Here is a 15,628-nt window from a genome sequence, read left to right as displayed (position 1 = left end):
TCCTCCAGGGGACAAGAGAGCGCCTTCAGGCCTGGGTGTGGCGGACGCACTCGGTGACGACGTCCCGCAGGCTGCCGGTGCGCTCCAGCAGCCTGCGCTGTTCGTCGGCGCCGTTGCCGTGGCGCAGCAGCCGCTCGACACCCTCCTGGGCGGCCGCGAGGTCGCCGGTGTCGGCGAGCGCGTCCTTCACGTGCGCCAACAGGGCGCCGACCACGTCCCGCGCCGGGCGGGGGCGCAGGGTGACGGGGTCGAGCAGGTCCCCGTCGAGCCCGGAACGGGCGGCCCGCCAGGCGGCGAGCCGGATCAGGCTGACGCCGTGGTCGACCGGTTCCCTCCCAGCCCGCCACTCCCGCGCCGCGGTCTCCACCAGCGCCCGGGCGAGGGTGGCCACGAGGACGGCGGTCTCCGCCCGCAGGCAGACGTCGGAGACCCGGATCTCCACGGTCGGGTAGCGCCGGGCCAGCCGGGCGTCGAAGTAGACCATCCCCTCGTCCAGGATGACGCCGGTGGCCACCATGTCCGAGACCAGCTCGTGGTAGCGCTCGGGCGACCGGAACAGTTCGGTCGGCCCGGCGGACGGCCAGCGCATCCACACCCGGCTGCGGTAGCTGGCGTAGCCGGTGTCGTTGCCCTGCCAGAAGGGCGAGTTGGCGCTGAGCGCGACGAGCACCGGCAGCCACGGCCGCAGCCGGTCCAGCACCGCCACGCCCTCCTCGTCGGAGTCCACGGCGACATGCACGTGACACCCGCACACCAGTTGCTCACGGGTGGAGATGCCGTACTCCTCGGCCATCCACTGGTAGCGCCGACTCACGCTGACCGTGGGGCTGACGGGCAGCGGTGAGGTGGCGAGCGCGGCGACGGTGCTGCCCAGCTCCCCCGCCAGCCGGGCGGCCTCCTTGCGGCACCGGACGAGTTCCTCGCCCAGGTCCGCCATCACGGACTGCGGCTGGGTGGCGAACTCCAGCATCTGGCCGTAGAGCTCCTTCTCGAACACGTCCTGCCCGGGATCGGCCAGCGAGGCCCGCGCCAGCACCGCCGCGGCGAGCGCCCTGGGCTCTCCGGTCTCGGGGTCGACGAGCAGCAGCTCTTCCTCCACACCGACGGTACGCACGCCGCTCCACCCTCCCGTCCGTGCCACGACCTTCGCGGCAGATTGGTAACCCCCGACTTCCCAGGCCGCCGCCCGGAACACCTGTGGGTGCGCGGGGCGGCGGCCGGGAGCCGGCGGGCGGTCACAGGCTGCGGGCGGTGATGTCGCCGTAGGAGGTGTTCGCGGTGATGTTCAGGCCCGCGCCGGCGCCGTCGGCGTTCTGGAGCGTGTTGCTGATCCGGCCGTAGGCGGTGGCGGCGTCCAGGGTGGCGGAGACGCCGCGGGCCGCGCCGACGGAGATGGCGCCGTGCTGGGTGTTCAGGGTGACGGCGCCGCGGACGGCCTCGGCGATGCCGATGTCGCCCTTCAGGGTGCTGATCTCCGCGGCGCCGCCCAGTCGGCCGACCTCGATGTCACCGGCCTGGAGGGTGAGGCGGACGTCGCCGGTCTCGTCGAGTTTGACGGTCGCCTGGGCGCCCTCGAAGGTGACCTCACCGAGCCGCCCCACGCCCCGGAGTTCGGCGAGGGCCGCCTTCGCGTCGACCCGGGAACCGGCGGGCAGCTGGACGGTCACCTCGACGGCTCCGGAGTTGCCGAGGATCCGGTTCTTCGCGGCCGGGATCCCGACCCGCAGGACCCCGTCGCCGTAGGAGACCTCGGCCTGCTCCGCCGCCTTCACGTCACGGCCCTTCGCGGGGTCGGCGGGCCGGACCTCGACGGTGGTGTCGGCCCGGTCGGCGGCGATGAACCGGATCGCCCCGGCGGGGATGTCCAGGACGACGGAGACGGGGGCGGGGGTGTCGAACTTCTGCATCGTGCGCTCCTTGGACTCGTTATTTCCGATGCCAGAAACGCTACGTTGCGTTTATGGATTGAGCAACGGTTATGTTGCACTGAGCCGACGAAGAAGCAGCTCAGAGCACCAATTTCATTGCAATGGAGGTGAATCTAACGCAACGCCAGATCACTCATCGTTGCAATGAATGAAGGGTGAACGCTACCCTGGACCCGTCAAGCACCCCCCGAAGGAGGCCGCGATGCCGGGAGGCAGACTCACCCAGCAGGAGCGTCAGCAGATCGCGCTGGGACTGGCCGACGGCCTCGCCTACGCGGAGATCGCCCGTCGGCTCGACCGGCCGACGTCGACCGTCACCCGCGAGGTGATGCGCAACGGCGGCCCCACCTCCTACCGCGCCGACCTCGCCCACCGCGCCACCGAGCACCGCGCCCACCGCCGCCGCCCGGCCGCACCCCGCGACCCGGGCACGCCGCCGGAGCCGCACGGGCGCGACTCCGAGGCCGTACGGGGCTACGAGGAACTGCTGACCACCGTCTTCATGCAGTCGGGGCTGCCCCGGATGACGGCCCGGGTCCTGGTCTGCCTGTACACCACCGACGCGGGCAGCCTCACCGCGGCGGAACTGGTCCGGCGCCTCCAGGTCAGTCCGGCGACCGTGTCCAAGGCGATCGCGTTCCTGGAGAGCCAGGGCCTGGTCCGGCGCGAGCGCGACGAGCGCCGCCGTGAGCGGTACGTCGTCGACGACGACGTCATGTACCAGTCGACGATGGCGAGCGCCCGCGCCACCGCCCACCTCGGGGAGACGGCACGGCAGGGCGTCGCCGTGCTCGGCCCCGGCACCCCGGCCGCCGAGCGTCTGGAGAACATCGCACGGTTCGTGGACTTCGTCTCCGAGAGCATCGCCCGCGCGGCGGAACAGGCCCGCGCGGTGCTCCACACGAAGCCCGGCCCCCCGCACCCGTAGGCGGCCGGACCGTGGGCGGCCGGACCCGGCGTGGATGAACGCCTCGGGGCGATGTGACGTACCTGGTACTGCGGGCGGCAGCGGGCCGCCGGGAGGCGTCGTCGGCGCGAGGTGCTCGGCGACCGGGGGAAGGGCTGCGCCATCTCAGTGGATTCGAGCCGTCCGGCCGGCGGCGTTCTCGACCTGGCCGCCGCCCCGTCCGGTCAGGGGGCGGCGGAAAGCGCCCCGCCCGCCCGTCGGCAACTGGCGGGCCTGGACGGTCTGCGTGGCCTCGCGGCCCTCTACGTCGTCCTGTTCCACTGCTGGTTGTACACCTTCCCCGGCTACCCCCACAGCTCGGCGCCCCGGTGGCTGGACGGCCTGATGTTCGGGCGGCTGGCCGTCGTCTTCTTCCTGGTCCTCTCCGGGTTCTCCCTGGCGATATCCCCGGCGCGGCACGGTTGGCACTCGGGCGGCGTAGGCCGCTTCCTGCGCCGGCGGGCCTGGCGCATCCTGCCCCCGTACTGGGCGGCGCTGGCCCTGAGCCTGCTCGTCTCCTGGTTCGTGGTGCCGGCCTCCCACTTCGGGCCGCCGACCGGCGAGACGGTACTGGTGTACGGCCTCGTCGCCCAGGACGTCGTCACCGCCCCGACGCCGAACGGTGCGTTCTGGTCGATCGGGGTGGAGTCCGAGCTGTACCTCCTCTTCCCCCTCCTCCTGTTCGTCCGTCGTCGGTGGGGTGCGGCACTTCTGGCCGCGTGCGTGACGATCCCGGTGGTCGCCTACGGGCTGACGGCCCCGGGCGCGTCCCCCGTCGAGGGCGACAACTGGCTGGCCCCGCACCTCGTGCCCGTGTTCGCCGCCGGGGTGGTGGGCGCGGGGATCATCAGCGGGTCGGACCGGGTCCGACGTCTGCCGTGGGGCCGGCTCGCCGTCCTGGCCGCCCTGCCCGTCCTGGCTGTCGGAGCCGTCCGGGGGGCGGCCTGGACGGTGAACCACTACTTCTGGATCGACCTCGCCGTCGCCCCGGCCATGACGATGCTGCTGGCCGCGGTCGCCACCGGCCAACCGGCGTTCCTGGTACGCCTGTTGACCGCCCGACCCGTCCGCGCCCTCGGCGACTTCTCCTACAGCCTCTACCTGATCCACCTGCCGATCGTCCTGGCCGTGATCCGCCGCGTGGCCCCGCACTTCGTGTCCCACGGACTGCCCACGTTCTGCTTCACGCTCGCCGTGGGCCTGCCGCTCGCGACCGCCGGGGCCTGGCTGTTCTCCAGGACCTTCGAAATCCCGTTCAAACAGAACAGGTCCTGGAAGTCGGCCGTCCGCGGACTTACGGGGATCAGCCCGCGGACTTCTTTCCGGCGGGGGTGACGGCGTACCACGCGCCGTCCTTGCCCTGGCCGTTGACCTGTCCGGCCGCCGTGTCGCCGACGTACCGGTAGAGCGGCCAGCCGGCGAGGGTCAACTGGGTCCTGCCGTTGCGGTGGACCGTGCCGAGGAGGCTCTTCTCGACCCCTGCGGTCCCGACGGAGCCCTGCACGATGACGGGTATCCACGTCTTCGTGCACGCACCGGAGCACGTCCACTTCGAGGGGCTGGGCTGGTCCTTGTCGTAACGGTAGAGGGCCAGTCCCCGCTCGTCGGTGACCACGATGCCGACGCCGTCGACCGTCCTGGCCGTCACGGACGTGGTGGTGTCCGGGGACCCGGTGGCCGGCGTCGACGCGGCCGACGTGGCGGGCGTGGCGGCCGGCGCGGGAGCGGACGAGGCCGGAGCTGCCGGAGCGGCACCGGTCGAGGAGCCGCACGCTCCCAGCAGGAGGGCGGAGGCGAGCCCCGCGACCAGGTTGGGGACGATGCGTCGCGGGATCAAGAGGTCGCCCTTCGTCGGGAGTCGCGTCTGCTGCTCCCTTAGTACGTCGGCCGCCCCTCCCCCTCTCAGCCCCCGGCGCCCCATGACGCAGTCTTGACCAACACCGCGCTCACTCCCCGCCGAACAGCTCCGCTTCGCCGGTGTGAACCAAGAGCCGCCCGTCCCTCGGGCGGGGGCGCGCGGTTCTTGGCTGGGGCGTCTTCGGGGCCTACGCCGGGCTTGTCACCGTTGCCAGTCGGTGGACGTCCTTCGCTGTGCCCGTGACGCCGGAGAGGAAGCCCTGGGCCCTGGGGGAGGCGTTCTGGGTCAGCCAGGTCGGGTCGATGTCGCAGACGGCGACCCGGACGCCCGTGCCGACCAGGGCGAGGGGCAGGGTGTGCACCACGGTGGACGGGAAGCTGAGGATCGTACGGCCTATGGGGCCGCGGCGGGCGATGAGCTCCAGGGGGAGGTCCGGGCGGACTATCTCCAGGCCCGTCTCGGCGGCGAGGCGGTGGAGTTTCTCGGTGCTCTCGCGGCGGTGCGCGAAGTAGCGGGTCGCGCCGTGGGCCTTGGCGAGGGTCTGGACGGCCTCCAGGTAACGGTCGCCGTCGACCACGCCGGTCTCCACCAGGGACGTGCCGACCATGTCCGCGCCCTTGGTGATGCGCGGCGGGCCGAAGCGGGCCCGGGTCCAGCCGAAGTCGTTGGCGGTGACCGTCACGCCCTGCGGGGTGTCCGTCATCGGCATGGAGGAGAAGACCTCGACGCGCCGGCGGTCGCTGGGGGTCAGCCGGCGCCGGGCGGAGGAGGAGACCGGGGCGAAGAGCAGGTCCCGGGCGCCGGGTCTGCCGCCCTTGCGGTGCCAGCGGACCAGGCGTTCGCCGCGGGCGAGCTGGGCGACGAACTCCATCGTCGCCGTGCCGTCGTCGACGACCACCAGGTCGCGGGCACGGGTGATCGTCAGGAGCAGTTGCACGTAGCGGGAGAAGGGGTCCCCCATGACGACGCGGTCGGCCCGGCGGAGCGAGCCCGCCAGGCCGCCGATCGTCTGGAAGGGGGCGGTGGTGCCACCGCGCGCCTCCTCCCAGCGGACGCGGTGCCCCTCGTCGCGGGCCAGGTCCGCCATGCGGCGCAGCTGGCCCCGCGTCATGGGGTCCGTCGGCGACAGGACGACGATCGTGAGTTCCGCGCCGGGCGCAGGTATGCCGGACACCGAGCGCCGTACCTGGCTGGGCACGGCCGGCATCGGCTCCGCCGGCCCGCGCCGGTCGTGGACGTGCGCCCACTCCAGCACGTTGAGCAGCTGCACCGGACTCTCGACGAACGCGAGGGTGTGGGGGCCGGACTTCCCGGCGCGGGGGCTCATCGACGTACGACCGTCCCGTCGTCGTAACACATCAATCAGGCTCGGACTCAGACCTGGACCGGCTCGCCGGCGGCCGCGGCGATCTCCGCCTCGGCGACGACACCGTTGACGCGGCGCAGCTTCTTCATCGGGCCGAGCTCGGAGTCGTAGACCTTCTTGACGCCGTCACCGAGGGACTCGGAGATGATGCGGATGTCGCGCACCAGGCGCTGCAGGCCCTGCGGCTCCACGGAGGCGGCCTGGTCGGAGCCCCACATGGCGCGGTCGAGGGTGATGTGGCGCTCGACGAAGGTGGCGCCGAGGGCGACGGCGGCAAGGGTGGTCTGCAGGCCGGTCTCGTGGCCGGAGTAGCCGATCGGGACGTTCGGGTACTCCTTCTCCAGCGTGTTGATGACGCGGAGGTTCAGCTCCTCGGCCTTGGCCGGGTAGGTCGAGGTGGCGTGGCAGATGAGGATGTTCTCGCTGCCCAGGACCTCGACCGCGTGGCGGATCTGCTTCGGGGTGGACATGCCGGTGGAGAGGATCACGGCGCGGCCGGTGGCGCGCAGCGCCCTGAGCAGCTCGTCGTCCGTGAGGGAGGCGGAGGCGACCTTGTGGGCGGGGACGTCGAACTTCTCCAGGAAGGCGACGGCCTCGGTGTCCCACGGGGAGGCGAACCAGTCGATGCCCTTGGTCTTGCAGTACTCGTCGATCTGGCGGTACTCGTCCTCACCGAACTCCACGCGGTGGCGGTAGTCGATGTAGGTCATGCGGCCCCAGGGGGTGTCGCGCTCGATGTCCCACTGGTCGCGCGGGGTGCAGATCTCCGGGGTGCGCTTCTGGAACTTGACGGCGTCACAGCCGGCCTCGGCGGCGACGTCGATCAGCTTGAAGGCGTTCTCCAGCTCACCGTTGTGGTTGATGCCGATCTCGCCGCAGATGTAGACGGGCTTGCCGGGACCGACCTCGCGGGAACCGAACTGGCGCAGACGGGAGTTGCTCATGACGGTGGGGTGTCCTTACTTCGGGAGGGAATCGAGAGAGGGGCCGAGGATCCAGCTGGCGATCTCTCGGATCGCGCCGTCACCGCCGGGCAGGGTGGTGACCGCGCGTGCGGCGCCGCGTACGACGTCGTGGGCGCTCGCGACCGCCACGGGCCAGCCGGCCACGGCGAAGCACGGGAGGTCATTGACGTCGTTGCCGACGTAGAGCACGCGCTCGGGAGCGATGCCCTGCTCCTCGCACCACTGTTTGAGGGCGAGGTCCTTGCGGTCGACGCCGTGCAGGACCGGGATCCGGAGTTTCCGGGCCCGGGCGGCGACGACCGGGTTCTGCTCCGTGGAGAGGATCAGCATCTTCAGCCCGCTCCTGCGCAGGGCCGCGATGCCGAGTCCGTCGCCGCGGTGCACGGAGACGAACTCCTTTCCATCGGCGTCGATCAGCACCCGGTCGTCGGTCTGGGTGCCGTCGAAGTCCAGTACGACCGCGTCCACGTCGTCGGCGGTCGGCAGCGCGCCGGGGCGGTCCGCGTCGAAGAGCGGGGCCAGGGCGCGGGCGCGTGCGAGCTCGTGCGGGTCGTCGATCTCCAGCACGCGCGCGGGGTCGGTCCGCACCAGTTCGGTGTGGCCGAAGAAGCGGTGCTGGTGCTCGCGGAAGCCGGCCGCGCGCATCGCGTAGGCGGCGCCGGTCTCCAGGAAGTCCTGGGGGCGGTCCTGGCGGCGCGGGCGGAACGACTTGTCGTGGTTGACGCCGAAGCCGCCGCTCACGGGAGCCCGGCCGGCGTCACCGGCGGCGGCCGCGACCGGTGCCGGGGCGTGCGCCTCGTCGCGCCAGACGAAGCCGTGGAAGGGGGCCACGGTCAGGGCGGTGTCGGCGCCGTTCTCGACGACCGCGCCGGCCACTCCGTCGATGTCCTCGCGGACGATGAAGGGGCTGGTGCACTGCACGAGCAGCACCACGTCGACCCGGGCGCCGTGCAGTGCCTCGTGGGCGTCCATGGCGTGCAGGACGGCGGCCTCGGAGGTGGCGGTGTCACCGGCGATGGCGGCGGGCCGCAGCACCACCTCGGCGCCGGCCGAACAGGCCGCGGCGGCGATGGCCTGGTCGTCGGTGGAGACGACCACGTCGGTCACCAGCCGGGAGGCGACGCACTCGCGGACGGCGCGGGCGACCAGCGGGATCCCGCCGACCGGGGCGAGGTTCTTCGCGGGCACGCCCTTGGAGCCGCCCCGGGCGGGGATGACGGCGAGGACGCGGGGCAGGTTCGCCCCTTCGAGGTGGGGCATCGGCTCTGTTCCTTCAGGTCCGGCAGGCGCCGGCGACGCCTGGTGCGGGATCCGGTCGCTCACAGCTCTCCCATTCGTCGGATCACGGGGGCCACCCGCTGGACGCCGTGGCGGTAGGCGCCGCGGGCGGCCCGGCGCACGATCTGGCGGACGGGTCCCGGGGCCTTGTCGGCGGCGGGTGCGCCGGGCAGCGGGACACCGTCGGGGCCGAGGTGGTGGCGGGCCAGGATGCCGGGCAGGTAGCCGGGCGCGGTCTCGGGTGTGTAGTACGGGTTCAGGGGCGGCAGCCCGCCGGGCCGGGCGAGCAGCTTCGCGATGCGCTCGCGGCCGGCGTCGAAGGCGGTGGCGTAGGAGCCGTCGGCGGCGACGCCCTGCCGGGCGACCCACTCGGGGTCGGCGACCGGGCGGTGTCCGGCGTCGAGCTGGTCCCAGGAGGCGAGGCAGCCGGAGCCGACGAAGTGGTGGTTGCCGAGCGTCTCGCGGATGCCGAGGTCGGTGAGGACCACGGTCGGGATCCGCCGGTGCAGGGCCTCCAGGGCGGCCGTCGAGCTGATGGTGACCAGGAGGTCGGTGTGGTCGAGCACCTCGCCCATGTGCCCGTAGACCAGCCGGAAGTTGGCGGGCACGTCCATGCCCTGGACCAGCTTCTGGTACGGCAGTTCCTCGATGTGGGTGGTGTGCTCGCCGGGCTTGGAGCGCAGTTTGAGCAGCACCTCGCGCTCGGGGTGCCTGCGGGCGTGCTGGATCAGCCGGTCGAGCAGGTAGGCGCGGTCCTTGCGGCTGTCCGGGACGGACGGCTGGGCGGCGAAGACCACGGTGCAGGGCCTGTGCTCGCCTTCGTAGGGCGCTCCGCCGAGGAACGGCAGCGCGACCTCGGTCACCGCGCCGGAGTCGGCGCCCACCCCGTCGTACACCGCGCGGAAACGCTCGGCGTCCTGGCGGGAGTTGGCGAGGACGAGGTCCGCGCCGTGGCGCAGCAGCAGACCGTCGGCGAGCTTCTCGTAGACGACGCCGACGTAGCCGGTGACGACGACGGGGCGCTTCTCCCGGCCGGCCCAGGCGGCACGCAGCCCGTGCAGCATGGCCTGCACCCCGCCGCCGACGAGGGAGAGGACGAGGATGTCGTACGACTGCCGCTCCATCTCTCTCAGGAACTCGACGGCCGTCACCTCGCGGAGCGAGTCCGCGTGGACGCCGACCTCCTGGAGCTGGCGGGCGGTGGGGGTGGCGCGGCCGCGCAGGAGGTAGCCGTCGAGCCGGACGTCCGAGTCGTCGCCTTCGCCCGGGGCGAGGCGCTTCGCGGTGAGGGCGCCCCACTTCCACCGGGTGTCCGAATCCGCCAGGACGGCCACCCGCAGGGACTTCGTTGCACTTACTGGCACACCGAGGACGCTAGGAAGCCATTCCGAGGATCTCCCGAACCCGAATGCAACAAAGGGTTAACAACACGTCGCCGAATGGCGAATCGGCCAGGGAACGGTCACGGAAAAGCCCCGGTTCACGACCTCGCCACATGCCGTTCACCTGGTATCAAGACGGCGGTCAAGACGCGCGACGGGCACTCATCTAACGTCCCTCACGTGGTCAAGCTCTCCGTCATCGTGCCGTTCTACAACGTGCAGCAATACGCGCCCGACACCCTGAGGAGTCTGCGCGCGAACGCGCGTGAGGACTTCGAATTCATTCTCGTCGACGACTGCTCGACCGACGGGACTCCAGAGATTCTCGCGCGCGCAGAGCGCGAACTGCCCGGTGCGGTCCATGTCAGACACGAACAGAACGGAGGTCTGGCCACCGCGCGCAACACCGGCATCGACAGGGCGCGCGGCGAGTACGTGACCTTCCTGGACGGGGACGACTGGCTCGCACCGGGCTACTACCCGGACCTGGTGGCCGCCATCGAGTCGCTGGGCTGCGACTTCGTCCGCACCGACCATGTGCAGTGCACGGCGCGGGCCCGGCTCGTGACCCGGGTGCCGGTCGGCCGGCGCAACGTCGTGATGAACCCGCGGGACGCGATCCTGCCCGCCGACCGGTCCACCTCCGTCGACTACGCCTACGCGTGGGCGGGTGTCTACCACCGCCGTCTGGTGGACAAGGGACTCGTGCATTTCACGGACGGACTGCGCACGGCCGAGGACCGGCCGTGGATCTGGAAGCTGCACCGGGAAGCCGATTCCTTCGCCGCGGTGAACCTGCTCGGCGTCTTCTACCGGCGTGGCGTAGCCTCTTCACTCACACAGATCGGCGACGTCCGTCAGCTCGATTTCATTCGCGCGTTCGACCAGGTGATCGAGGAAACGGCACAGGACGCCGACGCGAAGGACCTCCTGCCGAAGGCCGTCCGTACGTATTGCGCCATCATTTCCCATCACCTGGGATCCATCGAAAGGTTCGAGCCCGCGGTGGCGAAGAAGCTGAAATCCATGAGTGCCGCCGCACTGCGGCGCATGCCGCAGGACGTGCTGGACGAGGCCCTGGACTCCATGGACCTCCAGCGGGCCACCAAGCTGCGCCGGCTGCGCCGCCGTCCCGCCCCCGCGGGAGCCGCCGCGTGACCACCCAGATCTTCCAGGCGTCCACCCTCTACGGCACCGCCACCCTCGCGGCCGCCCTGGACTCCGGCGCCTTCCGCCCGGCCGACCGGCGCATCCTGCTGGTCTGCAACAACGCGGCAACCCCCGAGATCACCCCGGGCCTGGAGGAGGCGCCGGGCTTCGAGCGGCTGCGCGACCGCTTCGACGAGGTGATCTCGTACAACGAGACGATCTTCCCGTTCCATCCGGGCGGCTGGGCCCCCCGGGTGGACGACATGCCGCTGTGGGAACGCTTCCTGCGCCACGAGTGGCGGCTCGGCGACGACGACGTGGAGTTCGCCGTCGAGTCGATCCAGGTGAACCCCTCGCTCAGCCTGACCCAGATCTTCACCGGCGCCCCGGTCACGGTCTACGCCGACGGCCTGATGAGCTACGGCCCGACCCGCAACAAGATCGACCCGCTGGTCGGCACCCGCGTGGACCGGGTGCTGCACCTGGACCTGGTGCCGGGCCTCAAGCCGCTGCTGCTCACCGAGTTCGGCGTCGAGGCCGAGATCGTGCCGACCGCGGCCTTCACCAAGGTGCTGGCCGAACTCGCGCCCAGCGGCGACGGCCTGCCCGGGATCGACGAACCGGCGCTGCTGCTCGGCCAGTACCTCTCCGCGCTCGAGATCCTCACCCCCGAGCAGGAGGAGCACCTGCATGTGCGGATGCTGAGGGGCGCGGTACAGCTCGGCCACACCAGGGTCGTCTTCAAGCCGCACCCCTCCGCCCCCGCGCGGTTCGCCCGGACCCTGGAGCAGGAGGCCGAGAAGCTCAAGGTGGAGCTCACGGTCCTGGACACCACGGCCCTCGCCGAGGTGCTCTACCAGAAGATGCGTCCCGCCCTGGTCGTCGGCTGCTTCTCCACCGCGCTGCTGACCGCGTCCGCGCTGTACGGGCTGCCGACCGCCCGGATCGGCACCGAGACGCTCCTCGACAAGCTGGTCCCCTACGAGAACAGCAACCGGGTCCCGGTCACCGTCGTCGACGCGCTGGTGCCCGACCTCACCGACCGCAAGGCGGTCGAGGAGCAGCGTCCCGGCATGTCCGTCGAGGCGCTCGGGGCGCTGATCCGCGCGGTGGGCTTCGCCATGCAGCCGAAGATCTACCCGCAGCTGCGCGTCGAGACCGAGCGCTATCTGAGCAAGCACCTGAACGAACGCACCATCCGCTACTTCAAGCGCAGGCGCCTGACCTCGCTCGCGCTGCCCGGCGGGGTGCCCTCGCAGCTGGCGTTCATCCCGCGCAACGCGACCGTCCGCCGGGTCGCCCGCAAGGCGCGCAGCCTGCGGCGGGGCGCGCGCCGCTGAGCGCTCCCCGCGCCCCTTCCGGGCGCTGCCGCACCGCTTCTCGAAGGGGCGGGTCCCGATCGACGGGACCCGCCCCTTCGGCGTGCGCGCGGTGTCCCGGTCCTGCCAGGCAAAGCTTGTGTAACAGCTGTGCGGGGTACGGTGACCCGCGCCGGGGGGATGGATGGAGAGACCGGGAATCCGGAACGACCGCAGGGTGAACGACGCACGACGGGCACGGGGACGACCCTGCGGTTTAATGTGACTTTCCTATGATTCGTCCAGGTGTCCCCGGGGCCTCCTTCTCCCCGGGGACGGGCCCGACCGGATGGGATGATGAAACGCCGAGCACCTGGTAAGCATTTCGGACCATGTCTCTCGCGACCTCCACCACGACGCCCTCGCCTGCGAAGACCGCCGTCGTCCCGGTGCCCTCCGGGCGGCCGCGCCCCCGGCTTCTCGCCCTCGACGGACTGCGGTTGCTGGCCGCCCTGATGGTCTGCCTCTACCACTACACCGGGCGCGGCGGAGTCGTCTCCGCCTCCTGGCACCAGAACCCCGCCCACATCTTCCCGACCCTGTCCAGGGCGGCCGTCTACGGCAACCTGGGTGTCGAGTTCTTCTTCGTCATCAGCGGCTTCGTGATCTGCATGAGCAGCTGGGGCCGCTCGCTGGGCGACTTCTTCCGCTCCCGGGTCGCCCGCCTCTACCCCGCCTACTGGGTGGCCCTGCTGCTGGTCACCGGCGCGTCCCTGGTGCTGCCCGCCGTCGTCCACGCGGTCCGGTTCGACGAGTTCCTGGTCAACCTGACGATGCTGCAGCAGCCGATGGGCGTGCCCCGCGTCCTCGGCGTCTGCTGGACCCTGTGGGTCGAGGTCCGCTTCTACGCGCTGTTCGCCCTGACCGTCGTCCTGCCGGGCGTCACCTACCGCAGGGTGGTGCTGTTCTGCTCGGTGTGGACGCTGGCCACCGTGCTCTCCACCGCGGCGGGCGGCCCCTGGACCGAGCTGGTCGTGATGCCGCAGTACGCCCCGTACTTCATCGGCGGCCTGGCCCTCTACCTGGTCCACCGCTTCGGCAACCAGGCCCTGCCGTGGGGCATCGTGGCGCTCTCCTGGATCCTCGGACTGCGCATGGCCAGCGAGGGGGCCTGGCACCACGGCTCGCCCCGTGACCCGTACGTCGTGATGCTGGTCGTCACCCTGGCGTACGCGGCGGTGGCGGCGGTGGCCGCGGGCTGGACACGGTGGGCGGCCTGGCCCTGGCTGACCACGGCCGGGGCGCTGACCTACCCCTTCTACCTGATCCACGAACACCTCGGATGGTTCGCGATCCGGGTGCTGCACCGCAGCTGGGGGCTGCCGGCCTGGCCGACGCTCGCGATCACGGTGTGCACCATGCTCGGACTGGCCTGGCTGATCCACCGCTTCGTGGAGACGCCGATCGGACCCCGCCTCAAGCGAGCTCTGAAGTCCCCGCCGCGGACGACCGGCTAGGCAGCGGGGCCCTCGGCACCGGAGAGGGCGACGCTCAGGCGCTCGCCAGCGTCAGCTTGACCGCGAAGCCGAGGAACAGCACCCCCGCCGCCGAGGTGGCCGTGGCCGACAGCCGCTTCCTGCGGCGGAACGCGTCGGCCAGCCGGGTGCCGCTGAATATCAGGGCGCTGAGGTAGAGGAAGCTGGCCAGCTGGGCGAAGGCGCCGAGGACGACGAAGGACAGCGCCGGGTAGGCGTACCCGGGGTCGACGAACTGGACGAAGAAGGCGACGAAGAACAGGATCGCCTTGGGGTTGAAGAGACTGATCACCAGGGCGCGCCGGTACGGCCGCTCCTGCCCGGGCGCGACGGCCGGCGCCTCCTGTGCGACCGCGCGCAGCCTCCGGTCCCGCCACATCCCCCAGGCCGCCCGCAGCATCCCGACCGCCAGCCACGTCAGGTAGCCGGCGCCCGCGTACTTCACGATCCCGAACAGCACGGCGTTCGCCTTGAGCAGCGAGGCCACCCCGGCCGCCGACAGCGTCATCAGCACGGTGTCCCCGCACCACACGCCCGCGGCGGCCGTGTAACCGGCGCGGACCCCTCGCCGGGCGGCGACGGACAGCACGTACAGCGAGTTGGGGCCGGGCAGCAGGACGATCAGGACGAGTCCTGCCAGGTAGGTCGGGAGATCGATGACACCGAACATGGGAAGCAGTGTCGCACGGGGCTACGACAACACCTCCGCCGCAGGTCAGAAGGTGTCCGTGGGGACGTACACGCCCCACACCGAGCGCAGCGTGTCGCACACCTCGCCGACCGTCGCGCGGGCGCGCAGCGCCTCCCGCAGCGGGGGCAGGACGTTGCCGTCGCCCTCGGCGGTCTCCCGCAGGGCACCGAGGGCGGCGGTGACGGCCCGCCCGTCCCGGTCGGCACGCAGCCGCGCGAGCCGCTCGGTCTGCCGGCGTTCGACGGCGGGGTCGACGCGCAGGGGTTCGAAGGGTTCCTCCTCGTCGAGCCGGAACCGGTTGACACCGACCACGACCCGCTCGCCCGCCTCCGTCTCCTGCGCGATCCGGTACGCGTTGCGCTCGATCTCGCCCTTCTGGAACCCCCGCTCGATCGCCGCCACCGCACCCCCCAGCTCCTCCACCCGCCCCATCAACGCGACCACCGCCTCCTCCACCTCGTCCGTCAGCCGCTCCACCGCGTACGACCCCGCGAACGGATCCACCGTCGCCGTCACGTCCGTCTCCCACGCCAGCACCTGCTGCGTGCGCAACGCCAGCCGCGCACTGCGCTCCGACGGCAACGCCAACGCCTCGTCGAACGCGTTCGTGTGCAACGACTGCGTGCCCCCCAGCACCGCCGCAAGACCCTGCACCGCCACCCGCACCAGGTTCAGCTCCGGCTGCTGCGCCGTCAGCTGCACCCCCGCCGTCTGCGTGTGACAACGCAGCATCCACGACCGCGGATCCTCGGCCCCGAACTCCTCGCGCATCACCCGCGCCCAGATCCGGCGCGCCGCACGGAACTTCGCCACCTCCTCCAGCAACGCCGTCCGCGCCCCGAAGAAGAACGACAACCGCGGCGCGAACTCGTCCACCCCCAGCCCCGCCGCCACCGCCGCCCGCACGTACTCGATCCCGTCCGCCAGCGTGAACGCCACCTCCTGCACCGGCGACGCCCCCGCCTCCGCCATGTGATACCCCGACACCGACACCGTGTTCCACCGCGGCATCTCCGCCCGGCAGTACCCGAACACATCCGCCACCAGCCGCAACGACGCACGCGGCGGAAAAATGTACGCCCCCCGCGCGATGTACTCCTTGAGCACGTCGTTCTGCACCGTCCCCCGCAACGCCCCCGCCGCCACCCCCTGCTCCTCCGCCACCAACTGGTACAACAGCAACAACACCGCCGCCGGCGCATTGATCGTCATCGACGTCGACACCTCACCCA

Annotated in this window: 14 protein-coding genes; 5 read left to right on the top strand and 9 right to left on the bottom strand. The window is 71.6% G+C overall.

The window, feature by feature from the left end:
* Nucleotides 1-25: 25 nt before the first annotated feature.
* Together AB0G52_RS39505 and AB0G52_RS39500 are read right to left on the bottom strand one after the other, a co-directional pair.
* Complete coding sequence (locus AB0G52_RS39505) at nucleotides 26-1,114, bottom strand: glutamate--cysteine ligase (RefSeq protein ID WP_132891307.1); 1,089 nt, start codon at nucleotides 1,112-1,114, stop codon at nucleotides 26-28.
* Nucleotides 1,115-1,235: 121 nt separating this feature from the next.
* Nucleotides 1,236-1,907, bottom strand: coding sequence for a DUF4097 family beta strand repeat-containing protein (locus AB0G52_RS39500; RefSeq protein WP_132891308.1), 672 nt, complete (start codon nucleotides 1,905-1,907; stop codon nucleotides 1,236-1,238).
* Nucleotides 1,908-2,130: 223 nt separating this feature from the next.
* On the opposite strand from AB0G52_RS39500, the gene AB0G52_RS39495 reads away from it, so the two are divergent.
* Together AB0G52_RS39495 and AB0G52_RS39490 are read left to right on the top strand one after the other, a co-directional pair.
* On the top strand, nucleotides 2,131-2,856 hold the full coding sequence (locus AB0G52_RS39495; RefSeq protein WP_132891309.1) for a helix-turn-helix domain-containing protein: 726 nt from the start codon (nucleotides 2,131-2,133) through the stop codon (nucleotides 2,854-2,856).
* A gap of 147 nt (nucleotides 2,857-3,003) precedes the next feature.
* Nucleotides 3,004-4,209, top strand: a complete 1,206-nt coding sequence (locus AB0G52_RS39490) for an acyltransferase (RefSeq protein ID WP_361343900.1) — start codon at nucleotides 3,004-3,006, stop codon at nucleotides 4,207-4,209.
* Here AB0G52_RS39490 and AB0G52_RS39485 read toward each other — a convergent pair.
* The 5 genes from AB0G52_RS39485 to AB0G52_RS39465 all read right to left on the bottom strand — a co-directional run bounded on the left by AB0G52_RS39485 (nucleotide 4,178) and on the right by AB0G52_RS39465 (nucleotide 9,705).
* A complete protein-coding gene (locus tag AB0G52_RS39485; RefSeq protein ID WP_132891310.1) occupies nucleotides 4,178-4,711 on the bottom strand; it encodes a hypothetical protein in 534 nt (177 codons plus the stop codon). The genes AB0G52_RS39490 and AB0G52_RS39485 overlap by 32 nt on opposite strands.
* A gap of 208 nt (nucleotides 4,712-4,919) precedes the next feature.
* Nucleotides 4,920-6,059, bottom strand: a complete 1,140-nt coding sequence (locus tag AB0G52_RS39480) for a hypothetical protein (protein ID WP_132891311.1) — start codon at nucleotides 6,057-6,059, stop codon at nucleotides 4,920-4,922.
* Between the two features lie 47 nt (nucleotides 6,060-6,106).
* Nucleotides 6,107-7,042, bottom strand: a complete 936-nt coding sequence (locus tag AB0G52_RS39475; RefSeq protein WP_132891312.1) for an N-acetylneuraminate synthase family protein — start codon at nucleotides 7,040-7,042, stop codon at nucleotides 6,107-6,109.
* A gap of 15 nt (nucleotides 7,043-7,057) precedes the next feature.
* On the bottom strand, nucleotides 7,058-8,323 hold the full coding sequence (locus AB0G52_RS39470; protein ID WP_361343895.1) for an acylneuraminate cytidylyltransferase: 1,266 nt from the start codon (nucleotides 8,321-8,323) through the stop codon (nucleotides 7,058-7,060).
* Between the two features lie 59 nt (nucleotides 8,324-8,382).
* On the bottom strand, nucleotides 8,383-9,705 hold the full coding sequence (locus tag AB0G52_RS39465; RefSeq protein WP_361343892.1) for a DUF6716 putative glycosyltransferase: 1,323 nt from the start codon (nucleotides 9,703-9,705) through the stop codon (nucleotides 8,383-8,385).
* Nucleotides 9,706-9,903: 198 nt separating this feature from the next.
* Between AB0G52_RS39465 and AB0G52_RS39460 the strand changes: the two genes are divergently transcribed.
* From AB0G52_RS39460 to AB0G52_RS39450, 3 genes are all read left to right on the top strand, one after another.
* Nucleotides 9,904-10,881: a glycosyltransferase family 2 protein gene (locus AB0G52_RS39460; RefSeq protein WP_132891370.1), complete on the top strand. Its 978-nt coding sequence runs from the start codon at nucleotides 9,904-9,906 to the stop codon at nucleotides 10,879-10,881.
* Nucleotides 10,878-12,212, top strand: a complete 1,335-nt coding sequence (locus tag AB0G52_RS39455) for a polysialyltransferase family glycosyltransferase (protein ID WP_132891315.1) — start codon at nucleotides 10,878-10,880, stop codon at nucleotides 12,210-12,212. The genes AB0G52_RS39460 and AB0G52_RS39455 overlap by 4 nt, the downstream gene beginning before the upstream one ends.
* A 350-nt stretch (nucleotides 12,213-12,562) precedes the next feature.
* The gene (locus tag AB0G52_RS39450; RefSeq protein WP_132891316.1) at nucleotides 12,563-13,687 is read left to right on the top strand and encodes an acyltransferase; all 1,125 of its coding nucleotides are present in this window, start codon (nucleotides 12,563-12,565) and stop codon (nucleotides 13,685-13,687) included.
* Nucleotides 13,688-13,721: 34 nt separating this feature from the next.
* Here the strand turns inward: AB0G52_RS39450 and leuE are convergent, their stop codons facing one another.
* Both leuE and AB0G52_RS39440 read right to left on the bottom strand, forming a co-directional pair.
* Nucleotides 13,722-14,375, bottom strand: a complete 654-nt coding sequence (gene leuE, locus AB0G52_RS39445; RefSeq protein WP_361343888.1) for a leucine efflux protein LeuE — start codon at nucleotides 14,373-14,375, stop codon at nucleotides 13,722-13,724.
* 45 nt (nucleotides 14,376-14,420) lie between these two features.
* Nucleotides 14,421-15,628, bottom strand: a 1,208-nt coding sequence (locus AB0G52_RS39440) for a methylmalonyl-CoA mutase family protein (protein ID WP_361343885.1), incomplete at its 5' end; no start/stop codon positions are given.

It is taken from the genome of Streptomyces sp. NPDC021562 (assembly GCF_040640875.1).
In the GTDB taxonomy this organism is placed as follows: domain Bacteria; phylum Actinomycetota; class Actinomycetes; order Streptomycetales; family Streptomycetaceae; genus Streptomyces.
Note: the sequence above shows the minus strand (reverse complement) of the source record. Positions and strands in the feature narration are given on the sequence as shown.

Bases quoted from the DNA above. Each gene is read 5' to 3' on its own strand.
- AB0G52_RS39450 (WP_132891316.1), top strand. From the start codon at position 12,563: ATGTCTCTCGCGACCTCCACCACGACGCCCTCGCCTGCGAAGACCGCC.
- AB0G52_RS39475 (WP_132891312.1), bottom strand. From the start codon at position 7,042: ATGAGCAACTCCCGTCTGCGCCAGTTCGGTTCCCGCGAGGTCGGTCCC.
- AB0G52_RS39500 (WP_132891308.1), bottom strand. From the start codon at position 1,907: ATGCAGAAGTTCGACACCCCCGCCCCCGTCTCCGTCGTCCTGGACATC.
- AB0G52_RS39480 (WP_132891311.1), bottom strand. From the start codon at position 6,059: ATGAGCCCCCGCGCCGGGAAGTCCGGCCCCCACACCCTCGCGTTCGTC.
- AB0G52_RS39495 (WP_132891309.1), top strand. From the start codon at position 2,131: ATGCCGGGAGGCAGACTCACCCAGCAGGAGCGTCAGCAGATCGCGCTG.
- leuE (WP_361343888.1), bottom strand. From the start codon at position 14,375: ATGTTCGGTGTCATCGATCTCCCGACCTACCTGGCAGGACTCGTCCTG.
- AB0G52_RS39470 (WP_361343895.1), bottom strand. From the start codon at position 8,323: ATGCCCCACCTCGAAGGGGCGAACCTGCCCCGCGTCCTCGCCGTCATC.